Source organism: Parafrankia sp. BMG5.11 (assembly GCF_004337455.1).
This window is the reverse complement of record NZ_SJXI01000028.1, coordinates 91,049-110,686: the sequence shown is the minus strand read 5'-3', so window position 1 is coordinate 110,686 and position 19,638 is coordinate 91,049. Positions and strand designations below refer to the sequence as shown.

16 protein-coding genes and 1 tRNA gene are annotated in these 19,638 nt (G+C 73.2%); 4 read left to right on the top strand and 13 right to left on the bottom strand.

Translation table 11 applies throughout. From position 1 onward, the window contains the following. Positions 1-104: 104 nt before the first annotated feature. Together E0504_RS21485 and E0504_RS21480 are read left to right on the top strand one after the other, a co-directional pair. Positions 105-308, top strand: a complete 204-nt coding sequence (locus E0504_RS21485; protein WP_131625750.1) for an AlpA family transcriptional regulator — start codon at positions 105-107, stop codon at positions 306-308. Between the two features lie 431 nt (positions 309-739). Beyond that, the gene (locus E0504_RS21480) at positions 740-1,855 is read left to right on the top strand and encodes an SGNH family hydrolase (RefSeq protein ID WP_235013984.1); all 1,116 of its coding nucleotides are present in this window, start codon (positions 740-742) and stop codon (positions 1,853-1,855) included. 104 nt (positions 1,856-1,959) lie between these two features. Here E0504_RS21480 and E0504_RS21475 read toward each other — a convergent pair whose 3' ends face one another. Then, positions 1,960-2,346, bottom strand: coding sequence for a hypothetical protein (locus E0504_RS21475; protein WP_112106341.1), 387 nt, complete (start codon positions 2,344-2,346; stop codon positions 1,960-1,962). Positions 2,347-2,455: 109 nt separating this feature from the next. Between E0504_RS21475 and E0504_RS21470 the strand changes: the two genes are divergently transcribed. Together E0504_RS21470 and E0504_RS21465 are read left to right on the top strand one after the other, a co-directional pair. Further along, the gene (locus tag E0504_RS21470) at positions 2,456-2,683 is read left to right on the top strand and encodes a DUF4287 domain-containing protein (RefSeq protein WP_020458465.1); all 228 of its coding nucleotides are present in this window, start codon (positions 2,456-2,458) and stop codon (positions 2,681-2,683) included. 119 nt (positions 2,684-2,802) lie between these two features. After that, a complete protein-coding gene (locus E0504_RS21465) occupies positions 2,803-3,210 on the top strand; it encodes a PPOX class F420-dependent oxidoreductase (RefSeq protein WP_112106340.1) in 408 nt (135 codons plus the stop codon). 72 nt (positions 3,211-3,282) lie between these two features. Here E0504_RS21465 and E0504_RS21460 read toward each other — a convergent pair whose 3' ends face one another. The 12 genes from E0504_RS21460 to mfd all read right to left on the bottom strand — a co-directional run bounded on the left by E0504_RS21460 (position 3,283) and on the right by mfd (position 19,361). Beyond that, positions 3,283-4,080: a Bax inhibitor-1/YccA family protein gene (locus tag E0504_RS21460; protein WP_112106339.1), complete on the bottom strand. Its 798-nt coding sequence runs from the start codon at positions 4,078-4,080 to the stop codon at positions 3,283-3,285. A 355-nt stretch (positions 4,081-4,435) separates the two neighbouring features. Continuing rightward, positions 4,436-4,510 (bottom strand) — tRNA-Leu (locus E0504_RS21455). A 1,743-nt stretch (positions 4,511-6,253) separates the two neighbouring features. Then, positions 6,254-7,042, bottom strand: coding sequence for a uracil-DNA glycosylase (locus E0504_RS21450; RefSeq protein ID WP_020458461.1), 789 nt, complete (start codon positions 7,040-7,042; stop codon positions 6,254-6,256). Beyond that, positions 7,039-7,995, bottom strand: a complete 957-nt coding sequence (locus tag E0504_RS21445; protein WP_071059225.1) for a Ppx/GppA phosphatase family protein — start codon at positions 7,993-7,995, stop codon at positions 7,039-7,041. The genes E0504_RS21450 and E0504_RS21445 overlap by 4 nt, the downstream gene beginning before the upstream one ends. Continuing rightward, positions 7,992-8,621: a DUF501 domain-containing protein gene (locus E0504_RS21440; RefSeq protein ID WP_373693923.1), complete on the bottom strand. Its 630-nt coding sequence runs from the start codon at positions 8,619-8,621 to the stop codon at positions 7,992-7,994. Before E0504_RS21440 ends, E0504_RS21445 begins: the two co-directional genes overlap by 4 nt. 8 nt (positions 8,622-8,629) lie before the next feature. After that, positions 8,630-9,034 carry a septum formation initiator family protein gene (locus E0504_RS21435; RefSeq protein ID WP_071059223.1) on the bottom strand — a complete coding sequence of 135 codons (405 nt, stop codon included), beginning with the start codon at positions 9,032-9,034 and terminating at the stop codon, positions 8,630-8,632. A gap of 7 nt (positions 9,035-9,041) precedes the next feature. Beyond that, positions 9,042-10,325 carry a phosphopyruvate hydratase gene (gene eno / locus E0504_RS21430; protein ID WP_112108376.1) on the bottom strand — a complete coding sequence of 428 codons (1,284 nt, stop codon included), beginning with the start codon at positions 10,323-10,325 and terminating at the stop codon, positions 9,042-9,044. Positions 10,326-10,658: 333 nt separating this feature from the next. Then, positions 10,659-12,614, bottom strand: a complete 1,956-nt coding sequence (gene sppA, locus E0504_RS21425; protein WP_112108373.1) for a signal peptide peptidase SppA — start codon at positions 12,612-12,614, stop codon at positions 10,659-10,661. A gap of 185 nt (positions 12,615-12,799) precedes the next feature. Next, the gene (locus E0504_RS21420; RefSeq protein ID WP_071059219.1) at positions 12,800-13,159 is read right to left on the bottom strand and encodes an inorganic pyrophosphatase; all 360 of its coding nucleotides are present in this window, start codon (positions 13,157-13,159) and stop codon (positions 12,800-12,802) included. 496 nt (positions 13,160-13,655) lie between these two features. After that, positions 13,656-14,975, bottom strand: a complete 1,320-nt coding sequence (locus E0504_RS21415; protein WP_112108372.1) for a nucleoside triphosphate pyrophosphohydrolase — start codon at positions 14,973-14,975, stop codon at positions 13,656-13,658. 5 nt (positions 14,976-14,980) lie between these two features. Next, positions 14,981-15,736, bottom strand: coding sequence for a SurA N-terminal domain-containing protein (locus tag E0504_RS21410; RefSeq protein ID WP_112108371.1), 756 nt, complete (start codon positions 15,734-15,736; stop codon positions 14,981-14,983). Between the two features lie 58 nt (positions 15,737-15,794). Beyond that, positions 15,795-19,361, bottom strand: coding sequence for a transcription-repair coupling factor (mfd, locus tag E0504_RS21405; protein ID WP_112108370.1), 3,567 nt, complete (start codon positions 19,359-19,361; stop codon positions 15,795-15,797). Positions 19,362-19,638: the final 277 nt, after the last annotated feature.

The following is a 19,638-nucleotide window of genomic DNA, read 5'->3' as shown; positions in this document are numbered from 1 at the left end:
TCGGGTCGAGGTCCCGTTCGGAGGTGCAACTCCGGGCGGGACCGCGCATTTGGAACAGTTGCAAGTTAACCCGTACTTGGAAACGTTGCAAGTACGATTCCGTCATGACTCCGCCGGACCCCGTCGCGCTGTGGACGACCGCCGACATTGCGCGCCGCCTGGGGCTGACACAGGAACGCGCGCGTCAGCTCGCCAACTCCGAGAGCTTCCCGCCGCCGAGCTTCATGCATGGCCGGTCGCGGTTCTGGACCATCGGCGATGTCGAGGCGTGGATCAAAGAGCATCGGCCAGGCCAGTCCGACCAGTGATCCACAGCGGCACCCGTGGACACATCGTGGACACGCGAGAGCCGGCTAGAGGCGACCATCGGCGACAACCGACGTTGATCGAGATGTGCTCTGAACTGCACAGATGACAATAGGTAACGACCGCTGGCGACAGCCGATGACCGCGCTACCTACTTCCGGTTCTGACGAAGCCCGCGCCCGCGCGTCATCCGCCTGCCGCACCCCGCACGCCGCACATCGGACGCACCAGGCGCACGGCCTGCACCGACAATGATCATCACTTAAGGTAACCACCTGAGCACATAGAACTCGACAGTCTCGGGGGAGGCCATGACGCAGCGCGACGAGCCCGCGGCATCGGCGCCAACCGCGCCGGCTCCCCGCCGGGATGGCGACCGGCCGCGCCCGGTGCACCGGCGCAGCCCGGCGTATTGGCTCCACGGACCCGTCCGATGACGCCGGAGGCCAGGTCACCGAGCGCGCCGACCGCTCCGGCGGCGCCCCCCACGGCTCCCCCTCCCTCCCCGCGCGCGAAGCCGGCCACGCCCGCGGAGCCCGCCACGCCGGCCGTGTCGGCCCGGCGGGCGCTGCTGTTCGTCGTGGCCTGCCTGGCCCTGCTGGCGGTCCTGCGCTCGGCCGCGATGGTGCACGCCGGTGAGGGGATGCCGCCCGGCACCACCCGGGACCTGGTGCTGGGCGTGGCCCGTCCGTTGGACGAGGTCACCTCGGCGCTGCGGCTCAACCAGCCCGACCGGCTGCTGACGAAGGCCTTCGGGCACCCCGACCCGACCGTGGGCAAGGCCGACGACTCCGAGCTCGCCGCCGCGGCCGCGCTCGCCGAGCCCGATGCCAACGCCAACACCGGCACCGGAACCGGCCAGGTCAAAGACCGAAGCCGGGACGGCGACGCGGCGGGCGCGCTGCGCACCCCCACCCCCGCCGACCCGCTGCGAGTGCTGGTCACGGGTGACTCGTTGACCGAGTCGCTGGGACCGACGATCACAAAGACGGCACCGCCGGCGATCCGCGCCGAGACCGACACCCGATTCGGCACCGGCCTCGTCCGCCCGGACTTCTTCGACTGGGCCACCCACGCCCGTCACCAGGTCGCCGAGCGCGACCCCGAGGCGGTGGTGGTGGCGATGGGCGGCAACGACGGCCAGGGCATCACCCAGCCGGACGGCACGATCCTCCCGGCCGGCTCACCGCAGTGGGAGGCCGAGTACCGCCGCCGGGCGATCGTGCTGATGCGCATCTGGTCGGACGGCGGAACCCGCCGGGTGTACTGGCTCGGCCTGCCTCCCGCCCGCTCGACCACACTGAACGGGTACTTCACACGGATGAACGAGGCGACCCGTGCGGCCGCCGACCGGGTTCCCGGGGCGCGCTTCCTGGACCTGCGGCCGACCCTGTCGAACGGCGGCGCCTACACCGACTATCTGACGGACGGCGGCGGCCACTCGGTGCTCATCCGCACCCGTGACGGCGTCCACCTGACCCTCGACGGCGCACGGCTGGCAGCGGGCCCGGTCCTGCACACACTCAGCGGAGACTGGCACCTGAGCTGACACCGGGCACCACAACGCACGGCCGGGACCAGCAGACCGGAACCAGCACAGCCGGGACCAGGCACAGCCGGGACCAGGCACGGCCGGGGTCGGCGGCGCCGGGGTCAGCGCGGCCGGAAGCCGAAACCCGGGCCGTCGAGATCATTGCGGGCGGTGCTCACCGCGGTGAGCGCGCGGCCCATCAGATCGGCCTTCCGGCCCGGCGCGGCGGACCGGTCGGCCGAGGTGACGGCGTCGAGGAAGTCGTCCGCGAGGACGATGAGCTGGTCGGGCAGGGCGTGATCCGCCACCCGCGGCGGGCGGACGCCGAGCGGAGCGCCGCTGCCGGCCTGCCGGCCGAGCATGGCCAGCTCGTCGATCAGCGTGCGGAGCCGGGCGGCGCGCGTCTCCCCGGTGGGGATCCGCACGTCCCAGGAGGAGCCCGTCCAGCTCCGCGCGCGGGAGAGCAGGAGGTTCGTCTGCCGGGACAGCTCGCGGACCGAATCCGACATCCGGGCAGGATACCCGACGATGGCACTCCCGGGTCTTGCTCAGACGTGTGGTATGAGGCACGCTCGCTTCATGGTCCGTTGACGTCGGGTTCAACCTCTGGAGGCGCGCATGTCGCAGTACCGCTCCCCGCAGATCCACCAGGGACTCATCGACCGCATGCCGAAGGCGACCGGACACGACGTCGGGCACTGGCTCGCCCGCCTGCACGACGGGCCCGGGCTGCTGCGCTTCTCGGAACGAGTGGGCTGGCTGCGGGACGCGCACAGCCTGCCGCACCGGTACGCGGCGGCCGTGGTGCACGAAGCCGACCTGCGTCGGCGCGCGATCCGCGTCTGATCGATGATCCCGGCCGGCGGCCGGGCGCGGGCCGGGCTGCCGGCCCGGCCCGACCGCCGGCAGGATCGGTCCGGCGGGGCTGTCCGGCGGGCGCGGGCTCGCTGGACCAGAATGGCGGCGTGGATCTCGCCGCCGCCCGGGCCTTCGTCCTGGAGCATCATCGTGCCGTCCTGGGTACCACCCGCCGTGACGGCACCCCGCAGCTGTCTCCCGTGCTGGTCGGCGTGGAGGGCGACACGCTGGTGATCAGCACCCGCGTCACCGCGCTGAAGGTCACGAACATCGAACGGGATCCGCGGGTGCACCTGTGTGTGCTCCCCGACGGCTTCTTCGGGCCGTGGGTGCAGATCAGCGGCACGGCCGAGATCATCCGGCTACCCGACGCCCTTGACGGGCTGGTCGCCTACTACCGCCAGATCTCGGGGGAGCACCCGGACTGGGATGACTACCGTGCCGCGATGGTGCGCGAGCAGCGCTGCCTGATCAGGGTCACGCCGACCACCGCGGGCCCGGACCGCTCCGGCTGACGCCCTCTGCCGCGTACGGCGGCCGAGGGCCGGGGACCAAGCCCGCCGGGGCTGCTGCCGGAGCGCACGGGGCTACTGGCGGAGCTTGGAGAGCAGGCGCAGCAGCTCCAGGTACACCCACACGAAGCCGATCAGCAGACCGAACGCGGCCCGCCAGGCCTCCTCGCGAGGCGCGCCGGAGGCGACCGCCCGCTCGATGTAGTCGAAGTCGAGGATGAACTGCAGGCTGGCCACCGCGAGCACCGCGATGCTGAACAGGATGCCCAGCGGCGACGCGTCGTTGATCACGGGCAGGTGACTGCCGGACACGGCCCTGATGACGAGGTCGGTGACGCCGAGCAGCACCACGCCCAGTAGAGCGCCCGTGACGATCCGCGCCATACGGGGGGTGGCTCGGAGCCGCCGGCTGCGGTAGGCGACCAGCATGGCGATGAACACCAGCGCGGTGCCGAGCAGCGCCTGGAGCACGATGCCCGAGAACGCGGACTCGTAGAACCGCGAGACCCCGCCGACGAGCAGGCCCTCCAGCACGGCGAAGACCACCACGAGCGGCGGGCTGATCCGGCTGCGGAGCGAGATGACGAAGCTCAGCGCGAGCGCCGCGACACCGGCCCCGAGCGCGATGCCCGGCGAGTCGGGCGAGAGGTACCAGCCGATACCCGCGCCGACCAGCATCACCGCGAACACGCCGAGCGTGTGCATGACGACGTCGTCGAAGGTCAGCCTGTCGTGCACCGGGGTGGGCGGCGGGCCACCCGGCCACGGAGCAGGGCCGCCCTGCGGCCAGGGACCGGCCGGCGGGACCGGCGAACGGCTCTGACCGAAGCCCGACCGGGTGAACGCCGGGTTGGATGAACGCAGCTCTGCCATCGGGCCTGGACCTCCCCAGCGAGTCGCGGACGGGCCACCTGCCGCACGCGATCGCACAGTACAACGGCCACCGGATGACGACCGTTCCGCACCCGGTGCGCAACGTGATCCCGTCGGCAGGCCGGAGACGATCAGCCGATCGCCGGGTGGCGCAGCCCGGGGGCCTCGCCCATCGATCAGCAACAGAAGGGGTGAAAGGGACAGGAGTGGACGCAATGCGCGTCCCAGTGGGAATCAGACCGTACGGAGGCGCCCTTCAGGCGAAGGGGGGCAAGACTGATCACGAGCCTGTCGACCGCCGCGCCTCGTAATCCCCCATGGGGGATTACGAGGCGCGGCGGTCGACATTGATGGGTGCCGGTGGTCGGAGTCGAACCGACACTCGAGCTGTTTTTAGGACAGCCTCCTCTACCTGTTGGGATACACCGGCTCGTTCACATCGCTGATGTTTCTACCACGCTACGTAGGGTCTGGGAATGACACATCGCAGGAAAAGTCGTGCGGAGAGGCCGGCGCGGACGAATTCGTGACTCTTTGTGACGACCGTGACGCGGACGCCGCTCTCCCGCGGCGTGCGGTCACTCCACGGTTCGAATCCGGGAGGGGGCGGGGACGGCCACGGGCTCACCCATGACGCTCCCCCAGCCCCCCTCGGGCCGGTCTCCGGCCCGCCCCCCGCCGCACGCGCGAAGATCAAGAATACCGAATGTCCCGGTCCTTCCGCCCCCCGCCCACGGACGGACGACACTCCGCCCACCGGGGCCGGGCCGGAGCCAGGCTGGTGCCCGGCGGTCCGGCGCCACGCGTTCCCGCCGGCAGGCCGCCCACCGGCACCCGCTGTCCCGGCCGACCGGCGGGCCGGCAATCCCAGTCGTGGCGGTCGATCCCGCCAGGCGACCGCGGCCGCGGAGGCCGCCCGAGCGTCGGTTGCGGCGTGCGACCTGTCCACCGCCGGCCCGGCGACTCCGTGCCGAGCGCGAGCGCCGCCGCCGGGCCCGGCGGCGAGGATGACAGCGGGGCGTGTTCGAGGAGGGCCCTCCGGTTCGCCCGGCGGGTCGGACCGGTCCGACCCGCCGGGCGAACCAGCCGGCCGGCTAGGTGGTGCGACAAAGCGCCCACCCGGGCGCGAAAGACGTCGCGCGCCGGGCGCCGGCGCGGCCCGGCGGCACCGTCCCAAACGATTCGAGTCGTTATCAGCGATGCGGCGAGGGAATCCGCACCCACGGCAGCCGCGTGAACGGCCCCACCGGCGCTCACGGCGCCAATCGGAATCCGGTACCAGTGCCGAGCAGAATCCTCCGGCATGCCCTCGATATTGTTCTGCCGACACCGGCCGGGGACGGCGGACCTATTTCAAAGGCCATTCAGCGGGCACCGGGAAGGCGGTCTCGGCTCCGGCTCCGTCGAGGACGGCCCGCGGACGCGCGGACCAGGCCCGGCCGGCCGTCTCCGGGTCGCCGGCCCTCCCCCGGCGTCTCCGCCGGGCCGCCCACCGGTGCCTGCGCGGTCCGCCGTTCCGGGGTGACGCTGGCTACACAGTGGCATCCCAACAGGCACCTGGAGGACACCTTCCGCATGGGATCGGAAGCGCAAAGCGACATCACGAGCGACCTGGACCCGGGGCCACCCGTCCTGGGCGAAGGGGGCCGCGCGACCACCGCCGGACGCCACTCCCGGGCCGGACGGCCCGACCCGGCCCACCACGACGGCCGGCGGGTTCGCCGGTCGGTATCCCCGCAGACAATGAGATCCGCGGTGAACCACCTTCTCGACGAGGAAAAATGCGGCTGCCACGGGCAGACACGCCAAGCCTCGAAGACCACACCGAGCCTTCGCCGCACGACCCGTCCGTTAGTCCGATAGGCGGTCGCGGCGTGATCTGGCCCACTGTCCCCGCATACGGGAAGTCGTGCTCCCACCGGATACGGTAATGGACGTTTCCGCAAGACTCGACCTTCACCGTGGTTTCGGTCACCTGGCCGCGCGGCGATTCGCGGCCCCACGCAACGCGCCCCACCGAGGACGACCCGGGCTCCCGTCCGGGCGGCCCGGGACGTCACCGGAGCGAGCCGGGCGCCGGACGATTGCACGCCGGAGCCTCCCGGAGCCGGCGCGCGGGACCACCGTCAGCTCGCGGGACCACCATCAGCTCCGCGGGGCCACGATGCCGCCATCAGCCCTCCTGGGCCACCGGATCGGCCACGGCGGCGGCGAGGACGGCGTCGAGCATCGGCTCGGTCAGCCGGCCGGTGAACGTGTTCTGCTGGCTCGGGTGGTAGCACCCGAGGACCCGCACCGGACCCGCGTCCGCCGTGACGCCGTGGCCGAACGGAACGCGCCGCGCCGGCGTCGGATAGCCGGCCCGCGCGAGCGCCGGCCACAGCGCGGACCAGGCGAATCCGCCCAGCACGACGATCGACCGCAGGGCCGGTCGCAGCAGTTCGAGCTCCCGGACCAGCCAGGGCCGGCAGGTGTCCCGCTCGGTGGGGGTGGGCTTGTTCGCCGGCGGCGCGCACCGGACGACGGCGACCACGCGCGCGCCGGTCATCCGCTGGCCGTCGCCGGCGGAGACGGAGGTCCCGAGGGCGGCCAGGCCGGCCCGGTGCAGCGCGGCGAACAGCCAGTCCCCGCTGCGGTCGCCGGTGAAGATCCGGCCTGTCCGGTTGCCGCCGTGCGCGGCCGGGGCGAGGCCGACAATCAACGTCCGCGCGTCGGCCGGCCCGAACGACGGCACCGGCCGTCCCCAGTAGGGTTGGTCGGCGAACGCGGCCCGGCGGACAGCGGCCACCTCCTCGCGCCATTCGACCAGCCGCGGGCAGGCCCGGCAGACCGAAATCCGCGCGTCAAGCTCGTCGCAGTCCGGCGCCGTCCCGGCGAGGGTCGCCACCTCCGGCCCGGAACGGGCGACGGGCGTGCCCGGGACGGCCGGGTCTCCGGGCCAGCCCGAGCCCGGCAGATTCACCGAGCCCCGGACTCGACCACTCCGCCCAGCGAGAGTGCGATGCCGTCGAGGATGTCCCGCTCGCTCGCGATCACCATGGAGGTTCCGGACCGCTCCATGAGGGTCCGCAGCACCAGTGCGCCGGCGGCGATGACGTCCACCCGCCCGGGGTGCATCACCGGCAGCGCGGCGCGCTGGGCGTGGGTCATCCCGAGCAGGCTCGCGGTGACGGCGGCCACGTCGGCGGCCGAGGTGACCATCAGGTGGATGCGGTCGGGATCGTAGGTGGGCAGGTCGGCCGCCAGTGCCGCGACGGTGGTCACCGTCCCGGCGACACCGACCAGGGTGGCGGCGGTGGTGATGGGCACGGTGCGCTCGGCCAGGTCGAACGCCGCGTGGACGTCGGCGACGATCGCGGCGATCTGCTCCGGTGCCGGCGGATCGGAGTGCAGGTGGCGTTCCGCCATGCGGACGCAGCCCACGTTGACCGAAATCGACTCCCGCACGCCCTCGGCGCCGCCGAGCACCAGCTCGGTCGAGCCGCCGCCGATGTCGGCCAGCAGGATCGGAGTCGCGACCCCGTCGAGATCGCCGATCGCGCCGGCAAAGGAGAGCGCAGCCTCCTCGCCACCGCTGATCACCTCGGGGTCGACACCCAGGATCGCGCGGACGCCGTCCACCAGCTCGGCACGGTTGCGCGCGTCCCGGGTGGCGCTGGTGGCGACCATCCGGACGCGGGTCGCGCCGAGCCGGGTGATCTCGTCGGAGTAGTCGCGCAGCGCGGTGAACGTCCGGGCCAGCGCCTCGGGCGCCAGCTCACCGGTGCGGTCGACGCCGGCGCCGAGCCGGACGATCTCCATCCGGCGGGTCAGCTCGCGCAGCCGCCCACCGGAGCCGGCCGCCCCCTCGTCGAGCTCGGCCACGAGCAGTCGGATGGAGTTGGTGCCACAGTCGATCGCGGCCACGCGGGTCATCCGGCGGTCTCCTCTCGTCCCTGGCCGACGCGTGCCGCATGGCCGCGCGAGCCCCCCGGTTCCCCCGCACAGGATGCGCCGTCCGGCTCGACGCACGGCCCGCGGGCCCCCCAGTCGGCGAGCTGAGCGAGAGCCTCGTCACCGAACGGGTTGACTCCCGGGCCGGCGGCCAGGCTGTGGGCGACCAGCACGTGCAGGCACTTGACCCGGTCGGGCATCCCACCGGCGCTCGGGTTCCCGGGCAGGGTTCCGTGGGCGTCGCGGCGCGCCAGGTAGTCGCGGTGGGCGGCGCGGTAGGCGGCGGCGAGCCCGGGATCGGTCCCCAGCCGCGCGGTCATCTCCCGCATGAGGCCGGAGCCCTCCAGCCGCGAGATCGCCGCCGCCGCCCGCGGGCAGGTCAGGTAGAACAGCGTCGGGAACGGCGTGCCGTCCTCGAGCCGCGGGGCTGTCTCCACGACGTCCGGCAGCCCGCACGAACAGCGGTGCGCGACGTCGAGCACGGCCCGCGGCGGACGGCCGAGCTGGCGGCGCACGACGGCGAGCTCACCGCCCGCACCGTCCGTCCAGCCGGCGCCGTCTACAGCGCCCGCACCGTGTACACCATCCGCACCGTCTACACCGCCCACGCCGCCGCTCACGAGGGCGGCGCCGGAGTCGGAGTAGCCGGCGGTTCGTCCAGCTGTGACCACAGCCGGCCGTACCAGGACTGGTCGCCGGAGCCACCGGCCGCGTCCGCTCCGGGCTCCGCCGTCGGATGCGGCGCGGTGGGCATCAGGTACGACTTCTCCCCGGGCAGGACGAAGTGCAGCCGGCGGCGCGCCTCGTCCGCCACCCACAAGGGGTCGTCGTAACGGGCCACCTCCGCGCGCAGGTCGTCGACCCTGGTCTGGCGCTGCGCGTTCGCCCGCGTGAGCTCGGAGATCTTCGCCTGCTGCTGCAGGTACAGCCGCAACGGATAGGCCAGGGTCAACACCAGGACGCAGATGACGACGGCCAGCAGCGTGGCCCTCGTCGTCAGCGCGGTACGCCGGACGGGCATGGTCGGCTCAGCCGGTGGTCGTCCGCCGCGGGAACGCGCCGGCTCCCGCGTACCGGGCGGCGTCGTCCAGCTCCTCCTCGATGCGCAGCAGCTGGTTGTACTTCGCCACCCGCTCGCTGCGCGCCGGGGCGCCGGTCTTGATCTGGCCACAGTCGACGGCCACGGCCAGGTCGGCGATCGTGGTGTCCTCGGTCTCGCCGGAGCGGTGCGACATCATGCAGCGATAGCCGCTGCGGTGCGCGAGGTTCACCGCGTCCAGGGTCTCGGTCAGGGTGCCGATCTGGTTCACCTTCACCAGCAGCGCGTTCGCCGCCCCCTCGGCGATGCCGCGGGCCAGCCGCTCCGGGTTGGTGACGAACAGGTCGTCGCCGACGAGCTGGACGCGGGCACCGAGCCGGGTGGTGATGCTCGTCCAGCCGGCCCAGTCGTCCTCGGCGAGCGGGTCCTCGATGGAGACGATCGGGTAGGAGTCGACCAGGTCCGCGTAGTAGTCGATCATCTGCTCGGCCGACCGGCCGCTGCCCTCGAAGGTGTAGGAGCCGTCGGCGAAGAACTCGGTGGAGGCAACGTCGAGCGCCAGCGCGATGTCGTCGCCGAGCCCGAAGCCGGCCTTGTCGATCGCCTCGGCGATCAGGTCGAGCGCCTCCCGGTTCGTCGGCAGGCTCGGGGCGAAGCCACCCTCGTCGCCGACGCCGGTGGCCAGGCCACGGCCCTTGAGCACGCTCTTGAGCGCCTGGTAGATCTCGGCACCCCAGCGCAGCGACTCCGCGAACGTGCCCGCGCCGATCGGCGCGATCATGAACTCCTGGATGTCGACGTTGGTGTCGGCGTGCGCCCCGCCGTTGAGGATGTTCATCATCGGCACCGGCAGCAGGTGGGCGCTCGGGCCGCCCAGGTACCGGAACAGCGGCAGGCCGCTGGAGGCCGCGGCGGCCTTGGCGACGGCGAGGCTGACCCCGAGCAGCGCGTTCGCGCCGAGGGCGGACTTGCCGGGCGTGCCGTCCAGGTCGATCAGGGTCGCGTCGAGCAGACGCTGCTCGGTGGCCTCCAGCTCCATGATGGCGGGACCGATCCGGCCGATGACCGCCTCGACGGCCTTCGTGACGCCCCTGCCGCCGTAGCGGTCACCGCCGTCGCGCAGCTCCACGGCCTCGAAGGCACCGGTGCTGGCACCGCTCGGGACAGCGGCGCGACCGAGGGTGCCGTCCTCCAGGACGACCTCGACCTCGACGGTGGGGTTGCCTCGGGAGTCGAGGATCTCACGGGCTCCGACAGCCTCGATGGACGGCACGGGCACGACCTTTCGATGGAGACGCGACCGGGGCACCGGCGCGGGACGGCATCTGCTGGCGGACAGACATCTGCTGGCGGACAGAAACGACCGCTGGCGGACGGACGGGCACCGGGGATCCGCCGCGGCAGCCCGGCGGGCGCGGACCCGGGGCACGGGGACGAGCGGCGCCGTCCGGACGAACCGGTCGGTGCGAGACTACCGCCGCCCGCGCGCCACCGCGTCGCCTCCCGGTCGCGCCACGCGGGGACGTCCCGCCACCATCGTGACACCCTGATCATGCTCCGGGGTCGCGCAACCAGCGCGCGTTCTGCCCGGCCGGGCCCCGCGGGACTAACGGATCTCGCCGACCGGCGGCATCACCAGGGGGCCGGCACCCGGCAGGCCCGCCCGGGCCAGGCCAGCCCCCAGGAGCCGCTCGCCGACGAGCAGCGCGCCGCGCAGCCCGAGGCCGGCGAGCCCGGCGCCCAGCCCGGGTGCCAGCGCGGACGCCGCGGCCGGCTCCTCGCTGGACTTCGGCGCGCGCAGCCGGTCGAACACCGACGGCTTCGGCGTGAGCCGCACCCTGGGCGTCTCCCCCGCCGGCAGGCCGGCCCGGGCCCAGGCGAGGTCGATCGCGTGGGCCAGCCCGCCCAGCTCGTCCACCAGGCCGTGACGGTGGGCGTCGGCGCCCGTCCAGACCCGGCCGCGGGCGAGCTCGTGGGCGTCGCCGTGCGACATGCGGCGGGCCTGGGCGACCTTGTCCACGAAGTCGGCGTAGACGCGGTCGAGGAACTCGTCCAGCTTCGCCCGCTCGGCCTGGGTGAACGGCTGGCGTGGGGACATCATCAGCGCGTTCTCACCGGCGGCGACGGCGCCGAAGCCGATGCCGACCTTGTCGAACAGGTCGCGCACGACCTGCTTGCCGCCGAAGACACCGATGGACCCGGTCAGCGTTCCCGGGTTCGCGACGATCACGTCCCCCGCGAGCGCGACGAAGTACCCGCCCGACGCGGCCACCGAGCCCATCGAGACCACTACTGGACGGCCTGTGGATCGGAACCGTTCGATCTCCCGACGGACCACGTCCGAGGCCACATAGGAGCCTCCAGGGCTCTCCACCCGAAAGACCGCGGCGGCCACAGAAGGATCACGTGCGGCGGCGCGGAACGCTGCCGTGACGGCGTCGGCGGCCAACACCGGCCCCGAGAAGGGCATCGTGGCTCCGCCGAGGACCACCGGCCCGGTGCCGTGCACGAGCGCCACCACCGACGTGTGCGGATCGATCTCCGGCGGCACCACGTCCGCGCCCGCCCGCGACGGGCCCGCCGCGCCGGCCGGTCTCTCGTCCCCGGGACCACCGGCCGTTCCCGTGCGGGAACGGCCGGACTCGCGCAGGAAGATCGTCGCCGGCAGCGACGAGGCGAACGACCCGGCGCGGCGCACCGGCGACTCGGCCTTGCGGACGGCCGCCCGCCGGTAGGCGGAGACGTACCTCAGAACCGGTTCGACCGTCTCCCCGGCGTCATCGCCCGGGTCCCGGCCGGCCAGCGCGCGGGCTCGCTCCCGGGCGTACTCGTAGATCTCGTCGCGGTAGCCGATGCGGTCGACGAGGCCGGCGGAGAGCGCCACGTGGCCGGCCAGCGGCGCGATGTCGATCATGCGCCGGACCTGGTCGGCCGACAGGCCCCGGCTCTGCGCGATCCCGGCGACGATCTGCTCGGCGCTGGAGTCGACGATGCGGGCCAGCGCCTCCCGGTGGGCGGGGGTGAAGTCCCGCTCCACCAGCGTGTTCACCGCGTTCTTGTACTCGTGGCGCTGACCGATCTCAACGGTGACACCGAGCCGGTCGAGCGCGTCGCGCACGAACGGGGTCTCCATCGCGACGCCGGTCAGGCCCAGGTCACCGGGCGGCGCGAGCCAGATCTCGTCGAACGCGCAGGCCAGGTAGTAGGCGACGGTGCCGCCGCCGAACTCGCCGAAGGTGTCCGCGTAGGCGTAGGCGGCCCCGCCGGAGGCCCGGAACTCGGCGACGGCGTCCCGGATCTCCTGCACCCGCGCCAGCGGCATCCCGCAGGCGGCGACGTGCGCCACGACGACGCTCGCGCGCTCGTCCCGAGCCGCTCGGCGCAGCCCGTCGACGATCTCCCGCAGGCCGGTCCGCCGGTGCGAGACCGCCGCCGTCAGCGGGTCCGTGGGCACGCCCTCGACCGGATCGGACGTCAGGTCGAGCTCGAGCACGATCGGGGCGTTGCGCCGCCGCGCGATCCGCTGGACGTCGGCGACCACCTGTCTGGGGGTTCCAACCATGCTCCGAGGCTAGACGCAAGGCCGGGTAATTCGGCGGGGCTGGTCGGGCGCGGCTGTTGTCCTGTCCCGGTAGATGCTTGCCACTGACGTCCCAGGTGATGGTTGACGGCGATCCTGCTCGGCCTTGTCGTGGCGCGGTCTCTGCGACCCGGGCTCATCCCGTCAGACAGGTGTTTCGGCGGTCCTCAGTCGGTCTCCGTGGACCGCAGCACGAGCATGCCGCCGATCTCCAAGACATCGTCCAGCAGACGTCGCACACCTTCGATCTCGTCGGCGGTGCAGTCGATCAGCACCTTGATCTCCACATCGCGTTTGACGGGATCTGCCGTCACGAAGAACCCCACGACGCCAGTGCAGGCGGCGCTACCACAGAAGACATCCACACCGTCACTGTCCGCAGCCACGGTGCCTTCCAGGTAGCCGTAGTCGACGGGATACACGGCCTGCGGCACTCGTGGATGCCTGCTTCCGGCCGGACGGTCCACTACCAGGCGCGAGGTAGCCACCAGCTCGCCGAGGATGCCAAAGAGGTGTTTCTCAGACATGATCGCCGTCTTCCAAAGATCGCGAAAACCGGGTCAGGTTGATGCTGAGTCTCTCGGCTGGATACACGTGGCGATGCGGGCTGGCGACGCGTCGGCGTCGGCGGACCACCAGTCAGCCGATCCAGAGGATGAAGGCCCACCGCCTCCACACCACCAACGTTTCCTAGATCGACTGTCAACCATGACGGCGGCACCGCGGAACACCATGATCACCTGCGGGACGCGGGACGCGGGACGCGGGACGCGGGACGCGGGACGCGGGACGCGGGACGCGGGACGCGGCCGAGGCTCGGGGGGTCGTGTCACCGGGAGGCAGGGGTGCGCGGCGGAGCACCGGGAATCCCGGAGAAGGCCGGAGGCGGAAAATATTCATGCCTACCAGGCCTGTATGCACGGCGCTGAGGAACCGCGGCGGTTGAGTGACAGCCAGGACTCACCCATCCGCCACGCATCGCCGGACGGCGGTATCTGGCCTGCGTAGTTCCTCGACGCTCGGTCAGGCCTCGCGCACCGGCCCGCCCGCGGCGCCCCGCTCCAGCGGGGGAAGGCTCGCGGCTGCCCACAGGTCTCGCCAGCTGTCGGCGGCCAGCCCACCGGGCTCCTCGCCGCGGGCGAGGGCGGCGTGCTCGGCCCGGGCCAGCGTGTCCCGGAACAGCCGGGCCCGTGCGCGCAGCGCGGTCTCCGGGTCGACCCCCTGCTCCCCGGCCAGCACGACCGCGGCGAACAGCAGGTCCCCGACCCGCTCCTCGGCGGTGGTGCCCGCCTCGGCGCCAGGACCGTCACCCTGACCGGCGGACGCCCGATCTCCGGGGCCGGCAGTCCCGACCTCCCGGGCCAGCTCCGCGACGAGGCCGGGCAGGCCGGGCAGGCCGGCCCCGGCCGCCCCGGCGCCGCTGCCGGCCGGGTGGCGGGGAAGGGCCAGCTCCGGCGGGAGCCCGAGCTTCGCGGCCCGCCGTAGCAGCTTGGCGGCCAGGAAGAGCGCCGGCGCGGAGAGCGGCACGCCCTCCGTCACCGACTTCCGGCCCTTCTCCTGGGCCTTGATCGCATCCCAGTTGGTGACGACGTCGTCCGCGCCGGAGACGGCGACGTCACCGAACACGTGCGGGTGGCGGCGGATCAGTTTGGCGGTCAGCCCGGCCGCGACGTCGTCGACGTCCCAGCCCGCCCCGCCGGACTCGGCGGCGACCCGCGCGTGGAAGAGCACCTGCATCAGGACGTCGCCCAGCTCCTCGCGCAGCTCCGCGAGGTCCCCGTCCTCGATGGCCTGGTAGGCCTCGTAGGCCTCCTCGAGCAGGTAGGGGGCCAGCGAGACGTGGTTCTGCTCGGCGTCCCAGGGGCAGCCGCCGGGCGAGCGCAGCCGGTCCATGACCGCGACCGCGTCGAGCAGCGCCGACCCGGGCAGCTCGCGGGTGGCGACGAGCAGTTCGACGACGGCCCCCGGCTCCGCCGAGTGGTCCTGGTCGGTGAGGGCGGCGCGCAGCGCGCGGTCGGCGGCTGTCGGCGAGACCGGGTCGAGCAGCCACGCGACATGGGTGCCCGGCCCGGCCACCGCCCGCAGCTCGGCGACCGGATCAGCCTCCGCCCGGCTTGACGGCACCACACCGGCCTCGGCCGGCAGCCCCGCGCCGGGTTCGGACGGCGGAGCGGGGCGCAGCACCGAGACGTCGACGCCGGCCTCGCGCAGCGCCGCGGCCTGGGGATGCTCCGGGCTCGCCGTCCAGACCCGGGCCGAGCGGAGCACGTCCCAGGCGGCGGCGGTGAGCAGGCCGGGGGCCACCCGGGCGCTGGTCGAGACCAGGGTGATGCGGGTGGTCACGCCGGTCAGGAGCCCAGTGTCAGGTCGAGCGCGGACTCCGGCGCGGCCGTCGTGGCGATCGTCCCGGGGGCGGAGACCACGGCGAACTGCTTGTCGTCCCACGAGCCGAAGCGCGGGTTGATCGAGACGTGCTCCCGGTCGGCGGCCTCGGTCAGCAGCGGGCGGAGCTTGACGGCACGCTGGTCGGTGGCCAGGAAGCGCTGCAGGTACGGACGGGCCGCCTCGAAGGTCAGCGGAAGTTCGCCGACCTGCGCCACGATGCTGTCGTACTGCGTGCGGGCTTCGGCCACCGAGGCGAGGGTGGTGGGCGCGATCTTGTCACCGATGGCGGACTCCAGCGCCCCGGTGCGCACGATCACGCCGACGTCCTCCTTGGCGAAGCCGGCCGCGGCGGCCCGCGTCTCGAAGGCCTCGACGCTGCCGAACTGCAGGACGGCGTACGCCTGGTAGTAGGCGTCGACGTCCTGGCTGCTCAGCGTGACCCCGAGGCGGTCCGCCTCGGACTCGAGCACCTGGAGCTGCACCAGGGTGGTCAGCGTGCGGCGCTGCAGCTCGGGCCGGTCGAGGCTCTGCGCCGCCTGCTGGGCGGGGACGGTCGAGACGGCCTCGAAGCCGCGGTCGACGATCCCGCGCACCGTGGAGGTCTCGATCGTGCTCGACCCGACCTGCGCGGCAGCCCCGGCGTGCGTCGTGCATGCGGTACCTGCGATGCCGGTGAGCACGACGAGCCCGAGCCCGGCCAGAAGACGCGGAAACTTCACGGTGCTGACCGTATCCGCTCGCCGGGCTTGAACGGTATAGGGCTATCCGGTGCGGCCCTCACCGACTTGCGGCGGCGGCCACCGAGTCGCCGGCGACGGCCTCCAGCAACTGGCCGGCCCAGGCCAGCAGCGCACGGTCGCGCAGCGGTCGGGAGCCGATCCGGCCGGTCTCGGTGGGCGCCGGCACCAGCACCGTGCGCACGGCCGGCTTGACCACCGCGCCCTTGTAGAGCCTGGTCAGCCGCAGGGTCTGGCTCTCCCGCAGCTCCAGCGGGGCGAACCGGACCTGCCGGCCGGCCACCGTGATCTCGGTGACGCCGAACCGGCGGGCGAGCACCCGCAGGCCGGCGACGGCGAGCAGGTTCTCCACCGGCTCGGGCAGCGGGCCGAACCGGTCGGTCAGCTCGCCGCGGACCTCGGCGATGTCGGCGTCGGAGACCGCGCCGGCCAGCCGGCGGTAGGCGTCGAGCCGCAGCCGCTCGCTGGGCACGTAGTCGTGCGGCAGGTTCGCGTCGACGGGCAGCTCGACCTTGACCTCCGGCGGCTCCTCCGCCTCGCCCTTGTACTCGGCGACGGCCTCGCCCACCATCCGGACGTACAGGTCGAAACCGACCGATGCGATGTGGCCGGACTGTTCGCCGCCGAGCAGGTTCCCGGCACCGCGGATCTCCAGGTCCTTCATCGCGACGGCCATGCCGGCGCCCAGGTCGTTGTGCTGGGCGATGGTGGCCAGCCGGTCGTGCGCGGTCTCCGACAGCGGCCGGTCCGCCGGGTACAGGAAGTAGGCGTAGGCGCGCTCCCGGCCTCGCCCGACCCGCCCGCGCAGCTGGTGCAACTGGGAGAGCCCGAAGTTGTCGGCCCGCTCGACGATCAGCGTGTTCGCGTTGGAGATGTCCAGGCCCGACTCGACGATCGTCGTGCAGACCAGGACGTCGAACTTCTTCTCCCAGAAGGAGACCATGACCTGCTCGAGGGCGTCCTCGTTCATCTGGCCGTGCGCGGTGGCGATCCGCGCCTCGGGCACCAGCTCGCGCAGCGCGGCCGCAGCCCGGTCGATGCTCTCCACCCGGTTGTGGATGAAGAAGACCTGCCCCTCGCGCAACAACTCGCGGCGGATGGCCGCGGTCACCTGGCGCGGGTCGTAGGGCGCCACGGACGTCAGCACCGGGTGGCGCTCCTCGGGCGGGGTGTCGATCGTCGACAGCTCCCGGATACCGGTGATCGACATCTCCAGGGTCCGCGGGATCGGCGTGGCGCTCATGGTGAGCACGTCCACCGCGGTCCGCATCTTCTTGAGGTGCTCCTTGTGCTCGACGCCGAAGCGCTGCTCCTCGTCGACGATCACCAGGCCCAGGTCGGAGAACTTCGTCTCGCCGGAGAGCAGACGGTGCGTGCCGATGACGACGTCCACCGTGCCGTTGGCGAGGCCGTCGAGCACGGCGCGCTGCTCGGACGGCGCGTTGAACCGGCTCACCGCCTTCACCGTGACCGGGAACGGCGCGTACCGCTCGGCGAAGGTCTGGAAGTGCTGCTGGACGAGCAGCGTGGTCGGGACGAGGACGGCGACCTGGCGGCCGTCCGTGACCGCCTTGAACGCCGCGCGGACGGCGATCTCGGTCTTTCCGTAGCCGACGTCGCCGCAGATCACCCTGTCCATCGGGACGGGCTTCTCCATGTCGGCCTTGACCTCGTCGATGGCCGCGAGCTGGTCGGGCGTCTCCCGGAAGGGGAAGGCGTCCTCCAGCTCACGCTGCCAGGGGCTGTCGGGACCGAAGGCGTGGCCGGGGGCGGCCATCCGAGCGCTGTACAGCCGGATCAGCTCGCCGGCGATCTCCTTGACGGCCTTGCGCGCCCGGCTCTTGCGCTTGCCCCAGTCAGCGCCGCCGATGCGGTCCAGGCTCGGGCCCTCGCCGCCGACGTAGCGGCTGATCTGCTCGAGCTGGTCGGTCGGCACGTAGAGGCGGTCGCCGCGGGCGTACTCGAGCAGCAGGTACTCGCGCTTGGCGCCGGCCACCGTGCGGGTGACCATCTCGACGTAGCGGCCGACACCGTGGGCGTCGTGCACGACGAGGTCGCCGGCGCTCAGCGCGAGCGGGTCGATGCCCTTGCGCCGCCGGCTCGGCATCCGGCGCATGTCCCGGGTGGTGACCCCCCGGGCGCCGGCGAGGTCGGTCTCGGTGAGCACGGCCAGCCGCAGCGTGGGGCTGACGAACCCGGCGCCGAGCTGGGCCTGGGTGACGACGGCGACCCCCGCGGCGAGCTCGGCGTCGGCCGCCAGCCGCGCGCCGAGATCGGCCTCCCGCATCATCTCGACGAGCCGCTCGGCCGGGCCGTGGCCCTCGGTGACGAGCAGCACCCGCCAGGAGTCGGCGAGCCAGCCCTTGATGTCCGCGGTGGCCCGCGCGGTGTCCCCGTGGTAGGCCGTGGCCGGCCGCAGGCTGGCGACGACCGTGTCGTCGCCGAAGGCGTCGTCGCCCCCGGCCGCGGCTCCGGCTCCGGGGTCGGAGGCGAACGGGCTGACGGACCACCAGGGGATACCCAGCTCGGCGGCCCGCTCCCGGACGTCGGCGACCGAGCGGTAGGTCGCCGCGCCCAGGTCGATCGGCGACCCGCCACCGAGCGCCGCGACGCTCCACGAGGCGTCCAGGAACTCCTGGCTGGTGCGGACCAGCTCGCCGGCCCGGGTGCGCACCCGCTCGGGATCGCAGACCAGCACACGTGAGCCCGCCGGAAGCTCGTCCAGCAGCAGGGTCATCTCGTCGGTGAGCACGGGCGCGAGCGCCTCCATGCCCTCCACCGGGATGCCCTCGGCGATCTTGTCAAGCATGTCGACGAGCTGCGGGTGCTCCCGCGCCAGCTCCGCCGCGCGGGCCCGGACCTCGTCGGTGAGCAGCAGCTCCCGGCACGGCGGCGCGAACAGCTCGGCCGCCGGCTCGCCGTCCTCCGCGGGCAGCGCTCGCTGGTCGGCGACGGAGAAGCGGCGGATGTCGTCCACCTCGTCGCCGAAGAACTCGATCCGCAGCGGGTGTTCCTCGGTCGGCGGGAAGACGTCGAGGATCCCGCCGCGGACGGCCATCTCGCCGCGCCGCTCGACCAGGTCGACGCGGTGGTAGGCGATGCCCACCAGGCGGGCGGTGACCTCCTCGAGGTCGGCGGTGTCCCCCTTCGCCAGCGCGACCGGGGCCAGCTCACCCAGCCGGGCCACCTGGGGCTGGAGCACCGAGCGGACCGGGGCCACCACGACGGCCAGCGGGCCCGCACCGGTGGCACCGCCGGTGCCCGGGTGCGCGAGCCGGCGCAGGACGGCCAGCCGGCGCCCCACCGTGTCCGCCCGCGGCGAGAGCCGCTCGTGGGGCAGCGTCTCCCAGCTCGGGTACACCGCGACGCGCTCGGGACCCAGCAGGCTGCCCACCGCGTCGGCCAGGTCCTCGGCCTCGCGGCCGGTCGCCGTCACCGCGAGGACGGTGTGACCGGCCCGGGCCATCGCCGCCGCCGCGAACGGGCGCAGCGCCGCGGGCCCGGCCAGGTCGAGGACGGGTTCGGCCGGCGAGCCCAGCGCGCGGGTCAGCGCTGGATCACCGCCGGGGCGGGCGACTAGGGCGTCGAGCAGCGGCGCGAGGGTCATGTGATCCGTCCCGTGCCTCTCCAGTGCTAGCGAATCCGGTGCCGACGGACTACGCGGCGGCCACGGCGATGCGGCCAGACGGCGGCCGACTCCGGTTGCAACAGCGATCCGACAGACGGTATTGCCGGCCGTGAGGATTGCCGGCTGTGGGAACCGGACGGAGGACAACCTCCGCCGGCGGGCCGACCACCCCCGCTGGGCACCGGAGAGGATGTACCCCGGACGCGGCGCACTACCGGATGTGGCACCGACCCGGACGGGCACCCCGCGGACCACA